A 22,345-nucleotide genomic window follows, 5' to 3' on the forward strand; every position below is an offset into this window, starting at 1 on the left:
CTTATTTTTTTCAAAAGTACTAAATTAATGAGGCTGCACCGCCGTTTGCCAAAAAATCGCTAACTTTGCATCCTGAAATCTCAATACGAACATGGCAAGAATTCTTGCGATCGATTATGGAAGGAAACGAACCGGCATCGCCGTGACCGACGAACTTCAGCTGATCGCCACGGGGCTGGCAACAGTGCCCTCCGCAGAGGTGACCTCTTTTCTTTCTGCCTATCTGCAAAAAGAAAAAGTGGAACGCCTGATCGTCGGGGAGCCCAGGCAAATGAACAATTTACCCTCTGAATCCGTTAAATATATTGAACCTTTTATCTGTTCTCTGAAAAAAAACTTCCCGGCAATACCGGTGGAGCGAATGGACGAAAGGTTTACCTCCAAACTTGCTTTCAGGGCAATGGCGGAGGCAGGTTTAAAAAAGAAGGACCGGCAGAATAAAGACCTGGTTGATAAGATCAGCGCGACGCTTATTCTTCAATCCTATCTTGAATCACGAAGTATGGTCAAACAAGATCCTTCAGCACCATGATGTTACCCATTGTTGCATACGGCCACCCGACATTGCGAAAGAAAGCGGTCGACATTGACCATTCCTATCCCGGGCTCGACGAACTTATTGAGTCGATGTTTCTGACCATGAAAGAGTCGAGCGGAGTGGGACTGGCCGCACCGCAGGTCAACCGTTCGATCCGCCTGTTCATTGTGGATGCCTCTCCGTATGCAAAGGATTACCCTGAAGTGGCAAATTTCAGGCAGATTTTCATCAATGCATTCATTCTGGAGGAAAACGGAAAGGAATGGTCATTCAATGAAGGATGCCTGAGCATTCCCGACATTCATGAAGATGTGACCCGCAAGTCAAGGATCAGGATTCGCTATGTTGATGAACAGTTCCGGGAACATGACGAAGTTTTTGATGGAGTGGCTGCCCGCATCATTCAACATGAATATGATCACCTGGAAGGAATTTTATTCGTTGACCGGATCAGTACACTCCGAAAAACACTTCTGCGACGAAAGCTGAATGACATTTCCAGGGGAGCGATCGAGGTTGATTACAAAATGATCTTTCCGCTTTTGAAAAAATCCTTGGCTGTCCGATAACAATGCATTGTCCTGATATACAGTAAAACCACACATTATGAATCGCCTTTGCGGCTTGAGTCTGATCCTGACTTTGCTGCTTCTGGGATCGGCCTGCTCCCAGAAGAATAAAATGGATAAACAAATTACTGCTCTTGAAAATGAAATCTTTTCGGATCAGGAGCAATCCGTTAACATGGAGAAGACAGCACAGCTTGTGGATGCCTATGTTGCCTTTGCGGATTCCTATCCCAGTGACACAGAAGCACCTGAGCACCTGTTCAACGCAGGGAACGTGGCCATGAACCTGCTGGATCCTGAAAAAGCCATCACACTCTTCGATCGGATCATGAAAAGTTATCCTGAGTTTGAAAAGATCCCCCATTGTCTGTTCCTGAAGGCCTTCATTTACGAAAACCAGCTCAATCAGCTGGGCAGCGCGGAAATGTTGTACCGGGAATTTTTACAGAAATATCCCGACCACGAGTTTACAGATGATGCTGAAATGTCGCTGAAAAATCTGGGAAAAACACCCGAGGAACTTCTTGAACAATTTCAGATGGCTGCCACAAAGGACGACACCCTGTGATCAGTTGAACTCCTCCTCCAAAAAGGTTTTCAACTGGGCCGGTGTAACCTTGGTAACGATCTCCCCGTTCACGCTGTAGGCGATCTCTCCTGTTTGCTCTGAAACGATCACGGCAACCGCGTCGGATATTTCGGTGATCCCGGCCGCAGCACGATGGCGCAGGCCATAATCCGGAGGAAAGTCCCTGTTTTTTGTAATGGGAAGGATGCACCGCGCCGCCTTAATGCGGTTTTTCGTAAGAATGACGGCTCCGTCGTGTAACGGGTTGTTCTTAAAAAAAATGTTCTGGATCAACGGTGCAGATAGGATGCCGTCGATAATGACACCATTTTCGGCAAAGGACTCCAGTTCGTTGAGCTTGGTACAGACAATCAATGCGCCTGTACTGGTAGTTCCCATCTCCATGCAGGCTTTGACGATCTTATCCACATCAAGGTTGTCACTCTTTTCATCGTGGAATAACCGCAGGAACATATTCCGGCGATCCTTCAGAAGGCGGGGTGAACCAATGATGATCAGGAACCTGCGTATCTCGGGCTGGAATACGACAATCAGCGCAATCACACCCACACTGATGAATGCACCCAGTATCTCCCCGAGTAAATCCATGTCCAGGGCTGCCACCAGCTTCCAGACCAGATAAATGGCAAGAAGGCCCAGGAAAATGTTAATGGCTGCACTCCCCTTGGCAATCCGATAAAATGCATAAAGCAACAGAGCCACCAGGATGACATCCATGACATCCAGCAAACGGATCTGGAAAAAACCGCTGAGAACTATGGGGAACAGGCATTCCATTTCGGGCGCAAAAGTACGGATTAATTCATTGTCGGCGGGAGGAAGAATGATTCCTATTAATGGTTATTAATGGTTATTAATTGATAATCAACGAATAAAAACGAATAACAATGAATAACCACGAATGACTACGAATGCCCCTCATTTGCCACATACTCCCGGCACAGCGCCACAACCTCGGCAGCCTCTTTGACATCGTGCACCCGGAGAATGTGGGCTCCCTTCAGGACAGCCATCGTGTTCAGGACGGTCGTACCGTTCAGGGCTTCGGAGGGCCTGGTACGCAATACTTTGTTGATCATGGATTTGCGCGACAGGCCAACCACGACCGGCCTGTTGAACGTCAGGAACCTATCAAGCCGGGCCAGCAGCTGGAAATTGTGTTCAACGGTCTTGCCAAATCCAAATCCGGGATCGACCATGATGTCACCCACTCCTTCACCTGTGGCTGCTGCGATGCGCTCCGTAAAAAACTGATAAACTTCCCTGACGACATCCTGGTACACCGGATTGTCCTGCATGGTAGCCGGATTACCCTGTATGTGCATCATCACATAGGGGACCCTCTCCCGGGAAACGAGCGGGATCATTCCCCTGTCGAACCTCCCTGCGGAAATGTCATTGATCATATCCGCACCCAGATCGATCGCCTTCCGGGCGACAACCGAGCGATAAGTATCCACCGACAAAAGGATCCCGGGGAACTTTTTCCTGATCTCGGCCAGTACGGGCATCAGGCGCCGCTCCTCCTCCGAAGCAGGGACTTCGGCTGCCCCGGGTCGCGTTGATACGGCACCCAGGTCAATGATTTCAGCTCCCTGCGTGATCATCTGCTCTACGCGGTCAAGGATCGCTGAGATGCCAGGATAGAACCCTCCATCATAAAACGAATCCGGGGTGATGTTAAGAATCCCCATGACCAGTGGATGATCAATTTTCAGAATCCCCCGCCGGCAATTTAGCTGATGTTTTGCGAAAAAAGCTGTACTTTTGCATCCCATTCTGTTTTCCATTGGCATTGCATTCGGATATGCTAAATTACAATAATGACCGATAAAACAGCCATACAATTTGACCAGGTCATCGGAAGCTGCCGAAATGTTTTCATCCAGAAGATGAAAGATTACGGCACTGCATGGAGAATATTGCGGACAACATCCCTCACCGACCAGATCTATATCAAAGCCGAACGGATCAGAAGCATCGACCGGAAAGGGTTGCAAAAAATCAAGGAAGGCATTGGATCCGAATTTACAGGGATCATCAATTATTCGTTGATGGCTCTGATGCAGCTGGAACTGGGTGAGGAGAAACATTTTGAGCTGGATGTGGATGATGCCGTTGCCCTTTATGACCTATATGCCCGGAAAGCCAAAAACCTGATGATGGACAAGAACCACGATTACGGAGAGGCCTGGCGAAACATGAGGATCAGTTCCCTGACGGATATCATCCTGATGAAGCTGATGAGAATCAAACAAATCGAGGACCACAGGGGGATGACCTTCGTGTCGGAAGGAGTCGATGCCAATTACTATGATATTATCAATTATGCGGCCTTCGCCTTGATCAAACTAAGGGAAGAAGAAGATAAGGTTGTTTAAAAAAATGAAGTGGATGGAATTCTTACGCCAGATCAGCCGGTTCCTCGTAGGAATCGTTTTTGTTTTCAGCGGATTTACAAAAGGAGTGGATCCCTGGGGTACTGTATTTCAATTTGAAGATTACATGATCGCCTATGGAACGGAATGGGCTGTACCGATGGCCTTGATCGGCACAGTGATCCTGTGTACGATAGAATTCACCATAGGTGTCGCGCTGCTGCTCAACTTTAAAATGAACATCACACGGTGGGCCCTGCTCATCATCATGGTATTCTTCACCATCGTTACCCTGATCGATGCACTCACAAACCTGGTCTCCGATTGCGGATGCTTTGGCGAAGCCATCATTCTGACCAACTGGCAGACCTTTTACAAAAATGTGGTGCTCATGGTCTTTACACTGATCATCTTTTTCACGCACCGTTATTCCCATTCTTCCTTTTACACTAAGGCACAGAGCACGATGGCTGTCATTACCCTCCTGGTTTTTAGCGGATTCACGGTCTATTCTTTTAACCGGTTGCCCCTGGTTGATTTCCTTGGCTGGGAAAAAGGCAAGGACCTGGTTCCGGATGATACCGGGAAACCTGTCGCCTACCTGATTTATAAAAATAAAACGACCGGAGAAGAAAAAAAGATGCTCTCGGGTGATCTGCCCTGGCAGGATTCGGTCTGGATGAGCCAGTGGGAATATGTGTCCACTGAAGTTGATGATACCGGAATTAAAAAAGCACACGGACTTCAGATTCTGGACTCAACCGGACTGGATGTGACGGAATTCTATTTAGAAAATCCTTCTTATCAGCTCATCCTGGTTTCCCATGATCTGGAAAAAGCAAACAAAAAAGCACTGGAAGGAATGGTCCGCTTCTGCGATGAAGCCACCCACGACAATTTATCCTTTATATTGCTGACAGGGAGCCTGCAGGAGGAGATCGAACGCTTCAGGGTACAGTCTGGCGCCCATTTTGAGATTTTCAATGCGGATGATATCATCTTGAAAATGATGATCCGGTCAAATCCCGGCTTGATCCTGTTAAAGGATGGGATCATCATTGATAAATGGCACTACCATAATTTTCCTGAGTACCGGGACATTAAAAATCTGTATTTGCAATAGGATGGTGTGCAGTAAGCGGTAAATGGAAATCAGAGCGGTATCCCTGCCAGGAAAATACCTAACCGATCAGTATGCTGAGGTTCATTTTAAGACGTTTATGGTATGGGTTTCTTGTCCTGCTCGGGGTGATAACCATCGTTTTCCTGTTGTTCAATGTACTTCCCGGTGATCCTGCACGGATGGTCCTGGGGCAGCGCTCCGATATTTCGACGGTTGAGGCGATCAGGAAGGACCTTGGGCTCGACAAACCCGTTTCGATACAGTACTTGAATTTTCTCAATGACCTGGCCCCTGTTTCAATTCATCATCAGGCTGATCCGTCCCATTACTGGTTTCTGGATGATGATAAATACGCTCCTTACATAAAATTAGTCAGCCTGGGAAGTGATTGGACCATGGTCGTGAAGCAACCCTACCTGCGGAGGTCATACCAGAGCAAACGGGAAGTTTCGGAAATGCTGGCGGAAGCATTCCCGAAAACCTTGCTCCTGGCCGTTGTCTCGATCACATTTGCCATGGTGGCAGGAATAGGGATCGGCATTTTTTGCGCCATCAAAAAAAACAGCCTGTTCGACAGGTCTGCTCTTATCCTGTCGGTTTTGGGTATGTCGCTGCCTTCTTTCTTTGCTGCGATCCTGATCGCGTGGGTCTTTGCCTTTGTACTTGCTGATTATACGGGTTTGAACATGTTCGGAAGCTTGTATTCTGTGGATGATTTCGGAGGAGGTGAATACCTGGATCTGAAAAACCTTATCCTTCCTGCCTTTACGCTGGGGATCAGGCCTCTGGCAGTGATCGTTGAACTGACACGCAGCTCGGTGCTGGAAGTACTTTCCCAGGATTATATCCGGACGGCACGAGCCAAGGGATTGTCCGGCACCCGTATCATCTGGCATCACGCACTGCGTAATGCGTTGAATCCGGTCGTTACTGCCGTAACCGGGTGGGTTGCTTCTTTGATGGCGGGTGCTGTGTTTGTGGAGTATGTATTTGACTGGAAAGGGATTGGAGTGATGATCGTTGATGCTTTGGAAAAATATGATTTCCCGGTTGTAATGGGTGCAGTCCTGTTTATTTCCGTCATTCTGGTTTTAATTAATATTTTTGCAGATATTTTATATGGATATCTGGATCCACGGGTCAAGTATCAATAAAAAAATCCATCAAAATGAGAGAAAGAATTGTTGCAGGAAACTGGAAAATGAACAAAACCTTCCAGGAAGCTGAAGAACTTTTATCCGAAATTTCTGACCTTCTCGCCGAACGTGAGGAACAGGATGTCAGAGTGATCATGTGCCCATCGCTGGTATTTCTGGAGCTGGCCATCGACGTCTCGTACGAAGGTCAGTTTGTGGTGGGAGCCCAGAATGTGAGCGAATATGAAAACGGGGCCTATACCGGAGAAATATCGTCCGAAATGCTGCGGTCCATGGATGTATCTTACTGCATCGTCGGACATTCAGAAAGACGGAAATATTTCAATGAATCCGACGAAATGATTAAAAACAAGGTGGACAGGCTGATCCAGAGCAACCTCTCCCCGATCTTCTGTTGCGGTGAACTCTTAGCGGAAAGAGAAGAAACCAAACATTTTGATGTGGTGAAGAACCAGTTGCAAAAATCCCTGTTTCACCTGTCAGCGGATGAATTCCGCAAAGTGATCATCGCCTATGAACCCGTTTGGGCAATAGGCACCGGGGTGAATGCCACACCTGCACAGGCGCAGGAAATGCATGCCCATATCCGCGAGTTGATTCAAAAACACTACAATAAAGAGATTGCTCAACGCACGGCCATAATCTATGGGGGAAGCTGCAATGCAGCAAATGCCAGGGAACTCTTTTCCAATCCCGACGTGGATGGAGGATTGATCGGCGGCGCATCCCTGAAAGCGAAAGAATTCGTTGCCATCGTAGCCTCCTTCGATTAAACAGTTCAGGATTCGTACCTGCTCATGGACATTTTTGCCATTTTTATATGGATTACATTGAAGTGACCTGCCATTTTCCTGTTTCACAGGAAACAACGGAAATTTTAACCTCCGTCCTGTCTGCCCTTGGTTTTGAAGGATTCCTGGAAGAAGAGGACCATCTGGTGGCTTACATCCCGAAACAGAACTTTACACCCGAATTGCTTGACCCCCTAAAGTTTCCGGGAGATCTTCCCTTTACTGTACGATTCTCCGTTCAGCACATTGCCGAACAAAACTGGAACCGGCAATGGGAATCCTCATACGAACCGGTTCTGATCATGAACACCTGCCAGGTCAGGGCACCGTTCCATCCATCCCTGCAGGGCACTACCTATGATATTGTCATTGAGCCCCGTATGTCATTTGGCACCGCTCATCACGATACAACAAAGCTGATGATCGAAGAACTGCTGCAGCTGGATCTCAAGGGGAAATGCGTACTTGACATGGGTTGCGGGACAGGCGTGCTGGCTATCCTGGCGGATAAAATGGGAGCTGCCCGGGTGATCGCCGTGGATAATGACGAATGGGCAATTTCAAATGCCACCGACAACCTGCGAAAAAATAATACCTCCTCCTGCAGCGTTTATCCCGGAGATGCTTCTGCTGCAGGTAAAGATGATTTTGATCTGATCCTCGCCAACATCAACAGGAATACGCTCCTGATGGATTTACCCCTTTATGCAAGGGGTTTGAGAAAAAATGGCCTGTTGATCCTGAGCGGATTTTACCCGGAGGATGCCACCCTCATCAACCAGGCAGCACAGGCCAGTGAACTGGAAATGAACCATATTCAGACAAAAGGAGACTGGGCACTGATTCAATACGTTAAAAAGTAATCCAATAGCCGTTACTGCCATGTTCTGGTTAAACTACACACGGATCCTTACCATTTCAATTCTTTTTCTGTTCGTATCGAAGGGATATTCACAGCCAGTCAAAGCGTTCACACCAGATTCTGCCCTGTTTCTGACCGAATTGAGCCAGTTTTTCGAGACCACTCCTTCATCGCATAAAAATGAAGTTAAGAAAATACTTGACAAACTAAAATTTGAATGGCAATTTGGATACTTCAGGGAACCCTACCGCACGAAAGTTTATTCAACGTCCAACCGGATGCTTCAGGAAAACATGAAACCTTATCCTGAATTTTATGAATTCCTGAGAACGATCCTGTATTTCTATGATTCAAGGCAATCCCCGGAGGCTTACGACTCTTTGCATGCCAGTTTTATTCCGTTGCTGGAGTTGACAAGTAAAAAGGCTTTTCAGGATTACCTTGTGAGCCTCAATAATTTCCTTTATCGGCAACATCTCTATTCATACCGGGGGATCCTGTGGAAATATGAAGGAGGGGATTTCGCTTTTCTTTATGATACGGTACCAAGGTTTTCCCTCCGGAATATCAAACTGACCTGTATTGCCAGCAGGGATAGCATTCAAATTGAAAACACAGGGGGATTGTATTATCCCCTGCAACAATACTGGATTGGAAGCCGGGGGAGCGTTTTCTGGGAACGGGCCGGATTCAGCAGGGATTCCATCTACGCAGAACTGGGGGATTATTCAATTGAGCTGAAAAATACGGGATACACGGCTGATTCAGTGTTTTTTATACATAAAGCTTATTTTAAACAACCGTTGCTGGGAAAATTTGAGGATAAAGTGTCTTCATTTGCCTCAAAAGACCGCGTAAACTTTCCTGTTTTTGAGTCCTATATACAACGTGTCCAGATCAATCATCTGTTCAGGGATATCAGTTTTGATGGTGCATTCCGGATGGAAGGGGCCAGCGTAATTGGTACGGGAACAGGGGAAGCGGATGCCACCATCTCGGTAAATTACCAGGCAAAGGAATTCATTGCCCTGAAATCCAAACGGTTCATAATCCACCGTGACAGGATCAACTCACAGCGTGCAGCCGCCTCGGTGTATTTCGAATCCGATTCAATCTATCATCCCGGTCTTCAGTTTAAGTACATCGACAATGAAAGGGAGCTTTCCCTTTTCCGGGGCACGGAAGGCCTTTCGCAAAGCCCATTCTATGACTCCTATCACGAAGTTGACATGTTCTTTGAAGCCCTGACCTGGAAGGTGGGGCAGCCCGTCATTGAGATGGAGAAAATGAAAGGGCTCAATCCAAAAAGCGAGGCCACATTCGAATCGAATAAATTTTTTACGGTAGAACGATTCGACAACATCATGGGTATTGATCTAAGACACCCGCTCATCCTGATCAAAAACTTCGTCAGAAATAATCCCGACAGATCCTTTTTTGTATCTGACCTGGCTGGCTACCTTCAAAAACCGGCTGATCAGGTAAGAGCCGTGGTCATTCAGCTGACAAACCAGGGATTCCTGAATTATGATGTTTTTACTGACCGTGCAACAGTCAAAGACAAATTGTATGATTACATCGATGCCAACCATGGCAAAACAGATTACGATGCCATCCAGTTCGAATCGATAGTCACGGATCAAAGCAATGCTACCCTGAACATCAAGACATTTGACCTTAAAATAAAAGGAGTGCCGCTTGTCAGTTTGAGCGACTCTCAGCAGGTTTACATCTATCCCGTAAACAACGAAATCCTGCTGCAGCAGAACCGTAATTTCGTCTTCACCGGGAGGGTCCATGCCGGATTGCTTGATTTCTATCCAAGAGAAAGCACCTTTGAATATGATTCGTTCAAATTGAATATGCCGGTGATCGATTCATTATGCCTGATGGTTCCGTCACATAAAAAAGACCCGGAGGGAAATTCCTCGCTGGTAAAAGTCAGATCGGTGATCAGGAACCTGAACGGTACCCTTTGGATCGACCATCCCACGAATAAATCCGGACTGAATGATTATCCTCACTACCCGTTCTTCACAAGTGAGGATGATTCCTATGTCTATTACAATGATCCGGATATACGGAATGGCAGTTACAGCGACAGCCTGTTCTATTATCAGGTATATCCCTTTACCTTCGACAGCCTGAACCAATTCACCACCGAAGGCATTCAGTTCAGAGGTAAATTGATCTCAGGAGACATACTTCCGGAAATTGAACACCCTATTTCCGTTCAGGAGGATTATTCACTGGGATTCGTCAACAAATCCCCTGACGAAGGGTATGCTGTCTATGAGGGCAAGGGTCTTTTTATGAACGACATCAAACTCAGCCACCTTGGACTGATGGGAAGTGGAACCTTAAAATACCTGACCTCGACAGCTACCTCCGACGATTTTACGTTCCTGCCCGACTCGGTGATCGGTCCTGTGAACGCATTCCGGATTGCAGAAACGAAAACGGGCGTGGAGTATCCCGACGTCGTGGCCGATAGCGGCTACTACCGGTGGCTGGCCAGCAAAGATTCATTGGTGGTGTCGTCGGTAAAAGATAAACCTTTCAGCGTTTATAACGAACAGGCAAAAATGAAAGGAACCCTGAAACTGACACCAGATCATTTATTCGGTGACGGAATTGTGGCTGTTAAGGACGGGGAGGTTGAATCCAGGAAGATCGTCTTCAACCACCACGTATTTTCTTCAGATACCACAAATTTTCGTTTACTCACTTTGGATAAAAACCAGATTGCCCTGTCAACCTACGTTTACAGTGCTCTTGTCGACATGAACGAACGTGTGGGGGAATTCAGTTCAACCGGTGGTACATCGCTCGTGGAATTACCTGCCAACAAATATATTTGTTACATGGATAAGTTCGAGTGGCTGATGGATGATGAGAAAATAACTCTTTACAATACGCTCTCAGTGGATACAGCGGAAATAGCCCAGCTCAGCTATTCCGAACTGATCGATGCTGACCTCAGGGGCTCTGAGTTCACCTCCATACACCCCAGGCAGGACTCCCTTGAATTCTTCTCATTGAAAGCACTTTACGATTTGAAAGAAAACATTCTGTATGCCCAGGATGTCAAATTAATAAAAGTTGCCGATGCAGCCATTTTCCCGGCCGACGGGAAAGTCACGATCCGTAAAAATGCAGAGATGGAACCCCTCGAAAATGCTGTGATCATTGCGGATACCATCAGGAGATCCCACGTGATCTACGATGCTACCGTATCGGTTCAATCCCGGAAGAATTACCGTGCATCCGGCAAATACGATTACATTGATGAACTGGGAAATGTTAACCAGATTCATTTCAACGACATCGCCACCGACAGCAATAACAGGACCTATGCGGTGGCCCAGATCCCCGATACGGTCAACTTCAGTCTGAGTCCCGCTTTCGACTTCAAAGGGAAAGCCAGGCTGGTCACTTCACGTGAACACCTGACATTTGACGGTGGATACAAAATAAAACAGGACTGTGATCCTTACCCGCCTTCCTGGGTCAGATTCTCCTCCGAGGTTGATCCAAACAACATCTCCCTGCCGGTGGAAGATACCCTTGAAGATGTCAACAACCGACGGATTTCATGTGCTCTTGTCTTATCGGCAGGCTATGATATCTATCCGGTGTTTTTCGGAAGGAAGGACAGAATGGATGAGACCGAAGTCCTGGCAGCCAGTGGCCTGATATCTTATGACAAACCATCCCAGGAATACAGGATTTTAAAAGGTGACAGCCTTGCAGGCCCGACAGGTAATGGAAATTACCTCAGCCTGAGCAACAAAACTTGTGTTCTTTATGGTGAAGGAGTCATTAACACAGGCTTGAACTATGAGGAAGTCAAGCTGACAACGTATGGTAGCGGAACTTACCTGATCATCCCCGATTCAGCCACATTCAACCTGTCGATGGCCCTGGATTTTTTCTTTTCTGAAGATTTACTGCGGCGCGTGATCGATAAATTGACCCTTTCAAACATGGCCGGGATCGACATTACAAAAGACACTTACAAAAAAGCCCTTACCTACATGGCAGGACAGGAAAAAGCAAATGAATTGCTGACAGAACTGTCGCTCTACGGTTCTCTCCGCAAGCTTCCTCCTGAATTACAACATACAATGGTGTTCGCCGACGTCCGGATGATTTGGAATCAGAGGACAAAATCCTATATTTCGAAAGGTCCCATCGGGGTGAGCAGCATCCTCGACCGCCCGATCAACAAGTACGCCGGTGGTGTGATCGAACTGGCCAAACGGCGCAATGGCGATGAACTGAATATTTACATTGAAACTGCTGAAAAGGAATGGTTCTTTTTCACTTATTCCAACCATATCCTGCAGTCCATTTCATCGGACGAATCGTACAATACGGCCCTGAGTGAGTTAAAGGAAGATAAAAGGATTCAAAACCTGGAAAATTCGAAAATCACGTATCAGTATATCATTTCAACCCGTCAAAAAATGATCGGGTTCATCAGCCGGATGCAGGCAGCAGAGAGTCAATGACCGGATGGTTAACTACGAACACAGCTGGCGGATAGATCGGATTTGATCGGATTATGGCGTATTTCAACATCATTGCCGCTCTTTCACTGGCCTACCTGATTGGCTCGATCCCAACTTCTGTTTGGGTTGGGAAGCTCTTTTACGGGATTGACATTCGTACGGTGGGCAGTGGAAATGCAGGGGCCACCAATGTGATCCGTGTTCTGGGCCTGAAAGCGGGCATCCCCGTATTGCTTTTTGATATTTTCAAAGGCTGGGCTGCAGTGCAGCTGATCCACCTCTTTCCTGTGGCTTTGCCTTCTGAGACCGGACTGGTTCTTTTCCAGATCTCTCTCGGGATCCTGGTTGTCCTGGGTCATGTATTTCCGGTTTTCGCCGGCTTCAGGGGAGGCAAGGGAGTGGCAACCCTGCTGGGGGTCGGAAGTGCACTGTTTCCGGCCGCTACAGGAATAGCCCTGGGTATTTTTATCCTGGTATTTCTATTGTTCCGTTATGTATCCCTTGCTTCCATCCTTGCCGCACTTCTCTTTCCCTTCATCCAGATCTTCCTGCTCAACCATCGGGAAGTCCTGCCCCTGACGATCCTGGCCATTGCTGTCGCTGTCTTCATTCCCATCACTCACCGAAAGAACATCCTTCGCCTTGTTCAGGGAAAGGAATCCAGGCTTCTGCTCAGAAAAGGAAAATGAACAAACGCTACGGGCAAACAAATTTATCCTACTTTTGTCAACTTCAAACTGAAAAAACAATGCATACAAAGGAACAGATAACGAATGCACTTCGTCATGTTCAGGATCCGGACCTGAAGAAAGACCTGGTCACGCTGAACATGATTGAAAATATTGAGATCCAGCAGGGTAAAGTAACCTTCACACTCGTTCTGACAACACCTGCCTGTCCGTTGAAAGGGAAAATGAAGCAGGATTGCATCGAGGCCATTCATCAGTATGTTGATCCTGAGCTTGAAGTCGTTGTAGAATTGACGTCACGGGTGACCAGCCGCCGCAAGGAAACGCAGGAGCTGCTCAAAGGGGTGAAAAATATCATCGCCATTGCTTCCGGGAAGGGAGGAGTCGGCAAGTCAACCATCGCGGCCAACCTGGCGGTTGCAATGGGTCAGACCGGTGCCCGGGTCGGGTTGCTGGATGCCGACATTTATGGTCCATCCATTCCGGTAATGTTTGGGTTACAGGCTGCACGGCCGGATGTTGTCCAGATCGGGGATAAACCCAAAATCATCCCCATTACCAGGCATGGCATCCAGGTGCTTTCCATCGGATTTTTCGTTGATGCTTCCCAGGCGCTGATCTGGCGGGGGCCTATGGCATCCAATGCTCTGATGCAATTATTCAAAGATGCCGAGTGGGGTGAACTGGATTATTTGATTGTGGATACGCCTCCCGGCACGGGTGACATCCATCTTACACTGGCCCAGCAGGTTCCCATGACCGGAGTTGCCATCGTGACCACACCCCAGGAGGTGGCTCTTGCGGATGCCCGCAAAGCAATCACCATGTTCCGGCAGGATCAGATCCGTGTGCCGGTGCTGGGACTGATCGAAAATATGTCGTGGTTCACCCCCGCTGAACTCCCCGGGAACAGATACTACCTCTTCGGTAAAGAAGGCGGTAAACGGCTGGCCGAAGAGTACGGCATCCCCTTGCTGGGTCAGGTACCGATCGTGCAGAGCATTTGCGAATCAGGCGACGAAGGCCTCCCGGTGGTTCTGGAAGATGATGCACCTGAATCATCCGCTTTCAGACAAATGACCGAAAACATTGCCCAGCAGATTGCCATCGGGAACGCGTAATTCCCCTCCCCCGTGAGGTTATGTACATTAATAATCCAACAATAAAGATCTCCGAATGGATATTTTTATACTTTTGCACCTCAAATCTTAAAAACATGGAAAAAAACCAGCCCAGTGAACTGGAAAAAAAGGTCAGGAATGTCATCGAGCAAATCCGTCCTTACCTGCAGGCCGATGGAGGTGATATTGAATTCATCAGCCTTTCGGAAGATAATGTCGTGAACGTAGAGCTCCACGGTGCCTGTGGTTCCTGTCCCTACAGCCGCCTGACACTGAAAAATGGCGTGGAAGAAGCTATGAAAAGAGCCGTCCCCGAAGTAAAATCCGTCGAATCCATCTGATTTCTCTCTCCTTTCTCCTTTCTCCTTTCTCCTCTCTCCTCTCTCCTTTCTCCTCTCTCCTCTCTCCTCTCTCCTCTCCCATTAGTCCAGGTACCTGGCCACAATAGGCATCCTCCTCCCCATGCCAAATGCTTTCGGAGAAATGCGCAGGACAGGAGGTGTCTGATGCCGTTTGTACTCACTCCTGTTCACAAGGCGAAGGACCTTTTTCACCACTCCTTCATCAAAACCCATGGCAATGATCTCCTGGGGTCCCTGGCGCATCTCGATGTACTGATAAAGGATCCTGTCGAGCACATCATAGTCAGGCAGGGAGTCTGAGTCCTTTTGGTCAGGCCTTAACTCAGCCGATGGTGGTTTGGTGATCGTGTGCCACGGAATGACCTCCTCTGAGCGGTTGATGTACCTGGCCAGTTCATACACTTGTGTTTTGTAGACATCCCCCAGAACGGAGATTCCCCCGCACATATCTCCATAGAGGGTACCATAGCCCACTGCCGCTTCGCTTTTATTGGACGTATTCAGCAAAATATAGCCGAATTTGTTGGCCAGGGCCATCAGAAGGACGGCCCGGATGCGCGCCTGGATGTTCTCTTCGGTGACATCCGCAGGAAGATTCTCAAAATCAGGGAGAAGCGTGGATTCAACACTCTTAAAGATCTCTTCGATGCTCAGGGTCTGGTACGGAACGCCTGTCTTTTTTGCCAGGTCAACTGCATCCCTGATGGAGTGCTCCGTCGAATAACGGGATGGCAGCAAGACAGCATGGACGTGCGCTTCACCCAGTGCCTCAGCGGCCAGCACCAGCGTAACGGCAGAGTCAATCCCCCCGGAAAGCCCGAGTATTGCATCCTGAAAGCCCTGCTTCCGGAAATAGGTCCGAATCCCCAGTACAAGCGCGTCGTTGATCAGCGCAACAGGGGTGGTATCCAGGTTCTGGGGGCCCAGGATCCCGCAATCAGCAGGATGAACGATCCTGTTGGACTTTTCAAAATGAAAGAACCTCAGGTCTTCCTGGAAATAGTTCAGCTCATCCACCACTTTTCCTTTGCCGTCCACCACCATGGATCCCCCGTCGAAGATCAGTTCCGTCTGGGCTCCGATGTGATTCACATGGAACACGGGAAGACCGAATGCGGAAGCATTCCGGATGAGCACCTCCCGGCGCAGGCTGGCCTGATGGTAATGAAATGGCGAAGCAGCAATGTTGACGATCAGGTCCGGTTTCTGCTGAATCAAAACCTCCATGGGGGAAGCCGTATACAAGGGAGTGTCGGTGATGTTCCACAGATCCTCACAGATGGTCAGGGCGATCCGGATACCCTTATACTCTATGACGTTGAAGTCCTTGTTCGGCTCAAAATAACGATACTCATCAAAAACGTCGTAGTTGGGAAGCAGGGATTTATGCGTCAAACTTAGTACCTTCCCGTCAGCCAGGAAGCATGCACTGTTGAACAGCCGTTTTCCTTTTGGATTAGGATTGACTGACGGGGCACCAACGATGGCAGCAATGCCCTGGCATTCCTGGGCAAGGGAATGTATGGCCAGGTCACATTCGTGTATGAAGTCGTCAAACTCCAGAAAATCCCTCGGAGGATATCCCGAAACAGCCAGTTCAGCAAAAAGGACCAGGTCAGCAGCCTCATTGCGCGACTGCCGGATAGCTTCCCTGATCTTTCGCACATTCGAGTCAAAATTCCCGATGTGATAGTCAAGCTGAGCTATCGAAATTTTCACCGGACTGAATTTATAAGTAGACCTAAAAGATCACCCCGAGATTCAACTGCAGGCCATTATAATGAGCCTTTTGATTCAGGGAGTTGTCAACAGCGTTAGTGCCCTTGAGAACGTTGGTGATGCCATATTTAAAAGACAACGAAACAAACAAGCATGTGGATTCATCAATGTAATATTCTCCACCTCCGCCAAAAAGAATGGATGTCCTGAATAGCTGGATATCATCAGTAATATCGTTATCAGTAGTTTCAACAGATTTGCCATTCTCAGGATCAAACAAATCATCGCTTTTTGCTCCCAGCCTGAATCCGGGTACCAGTCCCAGTTGACCAAAGAAAGCCCATTCGTCAAACTGATTGGTTTTCATTTTTATCGATAAGGGGATATCCAGATACTTAAGCTTATAATCCCTTGACATAGTTCCAATACTATCGTTTTGTTTATCATCATATTTCAAACCCCCGTAATTCCATTCCATATCAATACCCGTAGTGAAAAAATAATTCTCTGTCATCGTAATATCGCTAATAAAACCTACTCCAAAACCAAATTTTGATCCCAGACTCTCGTAACCTTTTGTATTAGGATTCAGCCATCCAAAACTTGGGGATAATTTAAGGCCCAGGCGAAAAGGTTTTGATTGGGCGAATGCACCTGTAATGAAAATTGAGCCCAAAAGCATCAAAATAACGGTAATTTTTTTCATGATGTTTATCATTTGATTCTGTATGCAAAAATACGAAAAGATAATGGTCATTGGTTATGTTGACAAAAAGAACAACAACTATAACATTTTATGGGATAAAATCGTTTGAATGACAGGATAATTCCTTCACAAATAACTATCTTTGTCAAACACGCTTAAGAATGCGGCCGATTAAAACAGCATTGATCATCCTTCTCGCTTTCCTAACCTTAGGATTATGTGGCCAGAACAGGGTGGATTTCGGTCTGAGGGCTGGCATTGCCACCTCAGAGATCTATACCGATCTGGATGATTATACCAGCGACAAGATCCTCGGTTACCAGGCCGGGGCTTTTTTCCGCATCTTCATTACAAAAAATATTCTGATCCAACCCGAAGCCTACTTCGTAAAAAAAGGTGGTGAACTCATTTATAACAACGACGATACCGAAGACAAGGTCAGTTTCGAAGTCAGCAGTCTCGATGTTCCCCTGCTCTTAGGGTTCAAGTTCCTCGATCTGGAGTTCACCAGGATCATCCTCTACGCAGGCCCGGTAATGTCGTTTGCGCAGGGTAAATCGCTTGAATTCATCGAAGATGGCAAACTGGATATTCAGAAAAGCACCGAATACCTCCTCCAAAATACAAACTGGGGATTCCAGGCGGGCGGATCCATTGACATATTAATCTTTACACTGGATCTTCGCTATGAATGGGGACTGAACGACATCTACCAGGGGGACGATCAGTTCCGGCAGAATGCATTTTTACTGGGAGTGGGAATCAGGTTGTTCTAAGTTGAATTTTTACATGGTTTCGATGGCACAAAGAACACTTTGGACAGGTATCCTTTATCTGATGATTTTCATTTCCTTTTCGTGTGGTTCTCAAAAAAATCCCTGGCAAAACACAGACATTGATCGAATTCCCGAACCCGCTGTGGCCATTTACCGCTATGAGGAAGCTCTTTTTTCAGCCGATACCACGCGGTTTGCCACGGAGATCGGTCATATGATGGATACCTATGCAGTTTTTCTGGGCAATGCTCCGCCCGATCCGGCGGGAATACATCAACTGCTCGAATACATCCGTGACCCTTTCATACAGGAACTGAACAGGATGATCCAATCGGCATATCCCGACTTGCAAGAGCAGGAAGTCCAGCTGAGCGAAGCCTTCAGGTATTACTCCTATTATTTTCCGGATCAGGCCGTACCAGAGGTTTACACCTATATCTCGGGGGTCGATTACCAGAATCCTGTCCTGTTCCAACCCCCTCATCTACTGATAGCCCTGGACATGTACCTCGGGGCAGATTATGAACCATACCGGCAGCTGGGGGTGCCGGCCTACCTGATCAGAAATTTTACCAGGGAATTCCTTGTCAGGGACTGTGTCAGTGAGCTGGCTGCCTTTCATATGAAAGACCATTACCCGGGTGATGATGTCCTTGCTAAGATGATCGTTGAAGGTAAAAAACTCTATTTTCTGGATGCAATCCTTCCTCTGGAAGAAGATTCCGTGAAGATCGGATATACGGATGAACAGCTCAAATGGTGTTTCGAAAATGAATCCAACCTCTGGAAATTTTTCATTGAGAACGCGGTTTTATACTCAACGGACATCCAGATCATCAACAAATTTTTCAGCGACGGCCCTTTTACAAGGGGCTTTCCAAACTCCCCTGCCCGTTTGGGTACCTGGCTGGGATGGCAAATCGTCCGCAGCTATATGGAAGGTCATCCCGGTTTGAAGCTTCAGGATCTGCTGGCTGAAAACGACGTCCGGAAGATCCTGACGGATTCAGGATACAAACCGGATAAAAATTAATTCAATATTTTCTCGAAAAAGGGTCACATTTCAGGGGATTTCCGGATTAACTGGTATCAAGGTTAATCCAAATGTTCAATGCTTGTTAAAACGTATGGAAGTGCCCTTTACGGGATTCATGCCATCACCATTACCATCGAAGTCAATATTGACCAGGGCATCAACTTTTTTATGGTGGGATTGCCCGACAGCGCAGTCAAGGAAAGCCACCAGCGCATCGAGGCAGCTCTGAAAAATATCGGCCGCAAGATCCCGGGCAAGAAAATCGTGATCAACATGGCCCCTGCCGACATCCGCAAGGAGGGGTCCTCCTATGATCTCACGATTGCCATCGGGATCCTGGCTGCCTCGGAACAGATCTGTCAGGAAAAAGTCGGGCAGTATGTCATCATGGGGGAATTGTCGCTTGATGGCAGCCTTCAACCCATCAAGGGAGCCCTGCCCATTGCCATTGAGGTACGGAAAAAGGGATTCAAAGGACTGATCATTCCAAAGATCAATGCCAGGGAAGCTGGCATTGTAAGCGATATCGAAGTTTACGGTGTGGAGAATATCCTGGAGGTCATTCAGTTCTTTAACGATGAAGTCCAGCTGACTCCCGTTAAAGTGAACACCAGGGAGGAATTTTATAAGAATCTGAACGATTATGAATTTGACTTTTCCGACGTCAAAGGGCAGGAGAACATCAAACGTGCGCTGGAGATCGCTGCGGCAGGAGGGCACAATATCATTCTGATCGGCCCTCCCGGTTCGGGCAAGACCATGCTGGCCAAACGGCTGCCCTCCATCCTGCCCCCGCTGAGCCTCAACGAAGCCCTTGAAACGACCAAGATCCACTCGGTGGCCGGAAAGCTCAGCAGTCATTCCTCTCTGATCACCACACGTCCCTACCGGTCGCCGCACCATTCCATCAGCGATGCCGGTCTGGTCGGTGGAGGCTCCTATCCCCAACCCGGGGAAATTTCACTGGCCCACAACGGCGTCCTGTTCCTGGATGAACTGCCCGAATTTAAACGATCCGCTCTGGAGGTGATGCGCCAGCCCATGGAAGAACGAGTGGTAACCATTTCAAGAGCCAGATTCACCGTGGAGTACCCCGCCAGCTTCATGCTGGTGGCCGCCATGAATCCATGCCCCTGCGGGTTCTATAACCACCCCGACAAAGAGTGTGTGTGTTCACCGGGAATGGTCCAGAAATACCTCAACAAGATCTCCGGTCCCCTGCTCGACCGGATTGACCTGCATGTGGAAGTCATTCCCGTTCCCTTCAAGGAACTGAACCAGGAACGTGTTTCGGAGATCAGTGAGACCATCCGGAACCGGGTCATCGCTGCCCGTGAGATGCAGGACAAAAGGTTCGAAAATGAAAAGGGAGTGTACTGCAACGCCCACATGTCGACCAAACTGACCCGAAAAATCTGCAGGGTGGGAGAAGCAGGCGAGGAACTGCTGAAAAACGCGATGCAGCGTCTCAACCTCTCGGCACGCGCTTACAACCGTATCCTGAAAGTGGCCCGCACCATCGCCGACCTGGAACAGAGCCAGGCCATTTCCACAGAACATTTGGCGGAAGCCATCCAGTACCGCAGCCTCGACAGGGAGAGCTGGGGGACGTGAGGGGAATCCATGACACTATTTGAAACGTCCTCCATATTAAATTGAATCCCAGTGACGTTTTTCATTTAAAATAGTATCTTTGAAATTCATTCCAAATTGTCCATCCCATGCAGGAAAAAGAGGAAGTTATCCGGCTGGATAACATAGTTCGGCATTTCAAAGTTGGAACGGAGATTGTGAAAGCGCTCCGGTCCATTACACTCACCATCTACCGTAACGAATTTGTGGCGCTGATGGGACCGTCAGGCTCAGGCAAATCCACCCTGATGAACCTCCTGGGTTGCCTGGATACCCCCACCAGCGGTCACTACTTCCTTAACGGGAATGATGTCAGTAAACTGAACGACAACGCACTTGCTGAGATACGAAACCGGGAGATCGGTTTCATCTTTCAAACATTCAATCTCCTGCCCCGCTCCACTGCACTCGAAAATGTGATGCTGCCGATGATCTATGCCGGCCTCAATAAATCAAAGCGGATGGAAAGGGCAAAGGAAGTCATTGAAGATGTTAAACTTACCGACAGGATGCTCCATAAGCCCAATGAACTTTCGGGCGGACAGCGGCAACGGGTTGCCATTGCCCGGGCCCTTGTCAACAATCCCTCCATCATTCTGGCCGACGAGCCCACAGGTAACCTCGACTCCAGGACATCCATCGAGATCATGGGAGTGCTCGAACACATCCATAGAGAAGGAAATACCATTATTGTCGTAACCCACGAGGAATCCATCGCCCGGCATGCCCACCGCATCATCCGGCTGATCGACGGACTGGTGGCCAGCGATGAGGTGAATAAGAACATCTTCACAATGGCTGACTATTCCAAGGAAGAGATGGCAGTTGAAGGATGAAAACGAACTGCTTACCCTAACCCAGATGTCAAAATGGCGGAGGAAATTAAAATTTATACAAAAACGGGTGATGCAGGGGAAACCTCCCTGATCGGAGGCAAAAGGGTGCCCAAGTTTGATCCCCGCATCGAAGCGTACGGTACCGTGGATGAACTGAACTCCTATCTGGGGCTTTTACGGGATCTCCATATCGACAAACATTCCAGGGAAATCCTCCTGGAAATCCAGGACAGGCTGTTCACCGCTGAATCGTTGCTGGCGGCCGAAGATCCGGCCGACTTCTCCCATGTGCCCCACCTTCATGAGGAGGATGTCGTACTGCTGGAAAAAGAAATGGATGCAATGAGCCGGGATCTGCCCCAACTGGTTTCTTTCATTCTTCCCGGCGGACATCCCGTTGTCTCGCACTGCCACATCGCACGGTGCATCTGCCGCCGCGCTGAACGCCTTGTAATCAAACTGGCTCAGGAAAAACCGGTCGATCAACTGGTCATAAAATACCTGAACCGCCTGTCGGATTATCTGTTCATCCTCAGCCGAAAATTCAGCAAAGACTTTAACGTAGTCGAAACTATCTGGAAAGCAAGGATTTAGGTGAATTATTTTTTTAAAATTAAGTTTATTTTGTTTTAAATACCATAAATAAAATAAAACTACTTTTGCAAAAAATTCTGAACCCTTAAATTCTCCGGAATATGTACTGGACCCTTGAACTCGCTTCAAAACTGGAAGATGCCCCCTGGCCAGCCACCAAGGATGAGCTGATCGACTGGTGCATCCGTTCAGGAGCTCCTCAGGAGGTAATCGAAAACCTGCAGGAACTCGAAGATGAAGGTGAGATTTATGAACGTATCGAGGATTTATGGCCCGATTATCCTACCAAAGAGGATTTCTTCTTCCATGAAGATGAATACTGAAAGGCTGATGGCGTAAAGGATCTGACCTCC

22 protein-coding genes are annotated in these 22,345 nt (G+C 47.9%); 18 read left to right on the forward strand and 4 right to left on the reverse strand.

Features of this window, described 5'->3' with window-relative positions:
• Positions 1–91: 91 nt before the first annotated feature.
• The 3 genes from ruvX to PKI34_01345 are packed head-to-tail and all read left to right on the forward strand — an operon-like array spanning position 92 to position 1,675.
• Positions 92–532, forward strand: coding sequence for a Holliday junction resolvase RuvX (ruvX, locus tag PKI34_01335; protein ID HNS16446.1), 441 nt, complete (start codon positions 92–94; stop codon positions 530–532).
• Positions 529–1,107, forward strand: a complete 579-nt coding sequence (gene def, locus PKI34_01340) for a peptide deformylase (protein HNS16447.1) — start codon at positions 529–531, stop codon at positions 1,105–1,107. Before ruvX ends, def begins: the two co-directional genes overlap by 4 nt.
• A gap of 37 nt (positions 1,108–1,144) precedes the next feature.
• On the forward strand, positions 1,145–1,675 hold the full coding sequence (locus tag PKI34_01345; protein ID HNS16448.1) for a tetratricopeptide repeat protein: 531 nt from the start codon (positions 1,145–1,147) through the stop codon (positions 1,673–1,675).
• Here PKI34_01345 and cdaA read toward each other — a convergent pair whose 3' ends face one another.
• Together cdaA and folP are read right to left on the reverse strand one after the other, a co-directional pair.
• A complete protein-coding gene (gene cdaA, locus PKI34_01350) occupies positions 1,676–2,473 on the reverse strand; it encodes a diadenylate cyclase CdaA (GenBank protein ID HNS16449.1) in 798 nt (265 codons plus the stop codon).
• Positions 2,474–2,601: 128 nt separating this feature from the next.
• Positions 2,602–3,390: a dihydropteroate synthase gene (gene folP / locus PKI34_01355; GenBank protein HNS16450.1), complete on the reverse strand. Its 789-nt coding sequence runs from the start codon at positions 3,388–3,390 to the stop codon at positions 2,602–2,604.
• 129 nt (positions 3,391–3,519) lie between these two features.
• Here folP and PKI34_01360 point away from each other — a divergent pair, with 129 nt between their 5' ends.
• The 9 genes from PKI34_01360 to PKI34_01400 all read left to right on the forward strand — a co-directional run bounded on the left by PKI34_01360 (position 3,520) and on the right by PKI34_01400 (position 14,672).
• The gene (locus PKI34_01360) at positions 3,520–4,077 is read left to right on the forward strand and encodes a DUF1599 domain-containing protein (GenBank protein ID HNS16451.1); all 558 of its coding nucleotides are present in this window, start codon (positions 3,520–3,522) and stop codon (positions 4,075–4,077) included.
• Positions 4,078–4,090: 13 nt separating this feature from the next.
• Entirely contained in the window at positions 4,091–5,197 is a 1,107-nt protein-coding gene (locus PKI34_01365; protein ID HNS16452.1) for a DoxX family protein, read from the forward strand.
• A 71-nt stretch (positions 5,198–5,268) separates the two neighbouring features.
• Positions 5,269–6,351, forward strand: coding sequence for an ABC transporter permease (locus PKI34_01370; protein HNS16453.1), 1,083 nt, complete (start codon positions 5,269–5,271; stop codon positions 6,349–6,351).
• A 14-nt stretch (positions 6,352–6,365) separates the two neighbouring features.
• The gene (gene tpiA, locus PKI34_01375; GenBank protein HNS16454.1) at positions 6,366–7,127 is read left to right on the forward strand and encodes a triose-phosphate isomerase; all 762 of its coding nucleotides are present in this window, start codon (positions 6,366–6,368) and stop codon (positions 7,125–7,127) included.
• Positions 7,128–7,174: 47 nt separating this feature from the next.
• A complete protein-coding gene (gene prmA / locus PKI34_01380; protein ID HNS16455.1) occupies positions 7,175–8,008 on the forward strand; it encodes a 50S ribosomal protein L11 methyltransferase in 834 nt (277 codons plus the stop codon).
• Positions 8,009–8,027: 19 nt separating this feature from the next.
• Entirely contained in the window at positions 8,028–12,521 is a 4,494-nt protein-coding gene (locus tag PKI34_01385; protein ID HNS16456.1) for a hypothetical protein, read from the forward strand.
• 53 nt (positions 12,522–12,574) lie between these two features.
• Positions 12,575–13,210 carry a glycerol-3-phosphate 1-O-acyltransferase PlsY gene (plsY, locus tag PKI34_01390; protein ID HNS16457.1) on the forward strand — a complete coding sequence of 212 codons (636 nt, stop codon included), beginning with the start codon at positions 12,575–12,577 and terminating at the stop codon, positions 13,208–13,210.
• Positions 13,211–13,269: 59 nt separating this feature from the next.
• Entirely contained in the window at positions 13,270–14,331 is a 1,062-nt protein-coding gene (locus tag PKI34_01395; protein ID HNS16458.1) for an Mrp/NBP35 family ATP-binding protein, read from the forward strand.
• Positions 14,332–14,426: 95 nt separating this feature from the next.
• Positions 14,427–14,672 (forward strand): NifU family protein, encoded by a 246-nt coding sequence (locus tag PKI34_01400; GenBank protein ID HNS16459.1) that lies wholly within the window; start codon positions 14,427–14,429, stop codon positions 14,670–14,672.
• Positions 14,673–14,753: 81 nt separating this feature from the next.
• On the opposite strand, the gene PKI34_01405 is transcribed toward PKI34_01400, so the two are convergent.
• Together PKI34_01405 and PKI34_01410 are read right to left on the reverse strand one after the other, a co-directional pair.
• Positions 14,754–16,412 carry an NAD+ synthase gene (locus PKI34_01405; GenBank protein ID HNS16460.1) on the reverse strand — a complete coding sequence of 553 codons (1,659 nt, stop codon included), beginning with the start codon at positions 16,410–16,412 and terminating at the stop codon, positions 14,754–14,756.
• A gap of 22 nt (positions 16,413–16,434) precedes the next feature.
• Positions 16,435–17,118 carry a porin family protein gene (locus PKI34_01410; GenBank protein ID HNS16461.1) on the reverse strand — a complete coding sequence of 228 codons (684 nt, stop codon included), beginning with the start codon at positions 17,116–17,118 and terminating at the stop codon, positions 16,435–16,437.
• A 161-nt stretch (positions 17,119–17,279) separates the two neighbouring features.
• Between PKI34_01410 and PKI34_01415 the strand changes: the two genes are divergently transcribed.
• The 6 genes from PKI34_01415 to PKI34_01440 all read left to right on the forward strand — a co-directional run bounded on the left by PKI34_01415 (position 17,280) and on the right by PKI34_01440 (position 22,315).
• Positions 17,280–17,894: a porin family protein gene (locus PKI34_01415; protein HNS16462.1), complete on the forward strand. Its 615-nt coding sequence runs from the start codon at positions 17,280–17,282 to the stop codon at positions 17,892–17,894.
• Positions 17,895–17,916: 22 nt separating this feature from the next.
• Positions 17,917–18,927: a hypothetical protein gene (locus PKI34_01420; protein ID HNS16463.1), complete on the forward strand. Its 1,011-nt coding sequence runs from the start codon at positions 17,917–17,919 to the stop codon at positions 18,925–18,927.
• 78 nt (positions 18,928–19,005) lie between these two features.
• Positions 19,006–20,544 carry a YifB family Mg chelatase-like AAA ATPase gene (locus PKI34_01425; GenBank protein HNS16464.1) on the forward strand — a complete coding sequence of 513 codons (1,539 nt, stop codon included), beginning with the start codon at positions 19,006–19,008 and terminating at the stop codon, positions 20,542–20,544.
• A 107-nt stretch (positions 20,545–20,651) separates the two neighbouring features.
• On the forward strand, positions 20,652–21,398 hold the full coding sequence (locus tag PKI34_01430) for an ABC transporter ATP-binding protein (protein ID HNS16465.1): 747 nt from the start codon (positions 20,652–20,654) through the stop codon (positions 21,396–21,398).
• A gap of 33 nt (positions 21,399–21,431) precedes the next feature.
• Positions 21,432–21,992, forward strand: a complete 561-nt coding sequence (locus tag PKI34_01435; protein HNS16466.1) for a cob(I)yrinic acid a,c-diamide adenosyltransferase — start codon at positions 21,432–21,434, stop codon at positions 21,990–21,992.
• 101 nt (positions 21,993–22,093) lie between these two features.
• The gene (locus PKI34_01440; GenBank protein ID HNS16467.1) at positions 22,094–22,315 is read left to right on the forward strand and encodes a DUF2795 domain-containing protein; all 222 of its coding nucleotides are present in this window, start codon (positions 22,094–22,096) and stop codon (positions 22,313–22,315) included.
• The last annotated feature ends 30 nt before the right edge of the window (positions 22,316–22,345 follow it).

The organism is Bacteroidales bacterium (assembly GCA_035342335.1).
In the GTDB taxonomy this organism is placed as follows: domain Bacteria; phylum Bacteroidota; class Bacteroidia; order Bacteroidales; family JAGONC01; genus JAGONC01.

Excerpts from the sequence above, each read along its gene's own strand:
- ruvX (HNS16446.1), top strand. The coding sequence starts at position 92 with ATGGCAAGAATTCTTGCGATCGATTATGGAAGGAAACGAACCGGCATC.
- def (HNS16447.1), top strand. The coding sequence starts at position 529 with ATGATGTTACCCATTGTTGCATACGGCCACCCGACATTGCGAAAGAAA.
- PKI34_01345 (HNS16448.1), top strand. The coding sequence starts at position 1,145 with ATGAATCGCCTTTGCGGCTTGAGTCTGATCCTGACTTTGCTGCTTCTG.
- cdaA (HNS16449.1), bottom strand. The coding sequence starts at position 2,473 with ATGGAATGCCTGTTCCCCATAGTTCTCAGCGGTTTTTTCCAGATCCGT.
- folP (HNS16450.1), bottom strand. The coding sequence starts at position 3,390 with ATGGGGATTCTTAACATCACCCCGGATTCGTTTTATGATGGAGGGTTC.
- PKI34_01360 (HNS16451.1), top strand. The coding sequence starts at position 3,520 with ATGACCGATAAAACAGCCATACAATTTGACCAGGTCATCGGAAGCTGC.
- PKI34_01365 (HNS16452.1), top strand. The coding sequence starts at position 4,091 with ATGGAATTCTTACGCCAGATCAGCCGGTTCCTCGTAGGAATCGTTTTT.
- PKI34_01370 (HNS16453.1), top strand. The coding sequence starts at position 5,269 with ATGCTGAGGTTCATTTTAAGACGTTTATGGTATGGGTTTCTTGTCCTG.
- tpiA (HNS16454.1), top strand. The coding sequence starts at position 6,366 with ATGAGAGAAAGAATTGTTGCAGGAAACTGGAAAATGAACAAAACCTTC.
- prmA (HNS16455.1), top strand. The coding sequence starts at position 7,175 with ATGGATTACATTGAAGTGACCTGCCATTTTCCTGTTTCACAGGAAACA.
- PKI34_01385 (HNS16456.1), top strand. The coding sequence starts at position 8,028 with ATGTTCTGGTTAAACTACACACGGATCCTTACCATTTCAATTCTTTTT.
- plsY (HNS16457.1), top strand. The coding sequence starts at position 12,575 with ATGGCGTATTTCAACATCATTGCCGCTCTTTCACTGGCCTACCTGATT.
- PKI34_01395 (HNS16458.1), top strand. The coding sequence starts at position 13,270 with ATGCATACAAAGGAACAGATAACGAATGCACTTCGTCATGTTCAGGAT.
- PKI34_01400 (HNS16459.1), top strand. The coding sequence starts at position 14,427 with ATGGAAAAAAACCAGCCCAGTGAACTGGAAAAAAAGGTCAGGAATGTC.
- PKI34_01410 (HNS16461.1), bottom strand. The coding sequence starts at position 17,118 with ATGAAAAAAATTACCGTTATTTTGATGCTTTTGGGCTCAATTTTCATT.
- PKI34_01415 (HNS16462.1), top strand. The coding sequence starts at position 17,280 with ATGCGGCCGATTAAAACAGCATTGATCATCCTTCTCGCTTTCCTAACC.
- PKI34_01420 (HNS16463.1), top strand. The coding sequence starts at position 17,917 with ATGGCACAAAGAACACTTTGGACAGGTATCCTTTATCTGATGATTTTC.
- PKI34_01425 (HNS16464.1), top strand. The coding sequence starts at position 19,006 with ATGCTTGTTAAAACGTATGGAAGTGCCCTTTACGGGATTCATGCCATC.
- PKI34_01430 (HNS16465.1), top strand. The coding sequence starts at position 20,652 with ATGCAGGAAAAAGAGGAAGTTATCCGGCTGGATAACATAGTTCGGCAT.
- PKI34_01435 (HNS16466.1), top strand. The coding sequence starts at position 21,432 with ATGGCGGAGGAAATTAAAATTTATACAAAAACGGGTGATGCAGGGGAA.
- PKI34_01440 (HNS16467.1), top strand. The coding sequence starts at position 22,094 with ATGTACTGGACCCTTGAACTCGCTTCAAAACTGGAAGATGCCCCCTGG.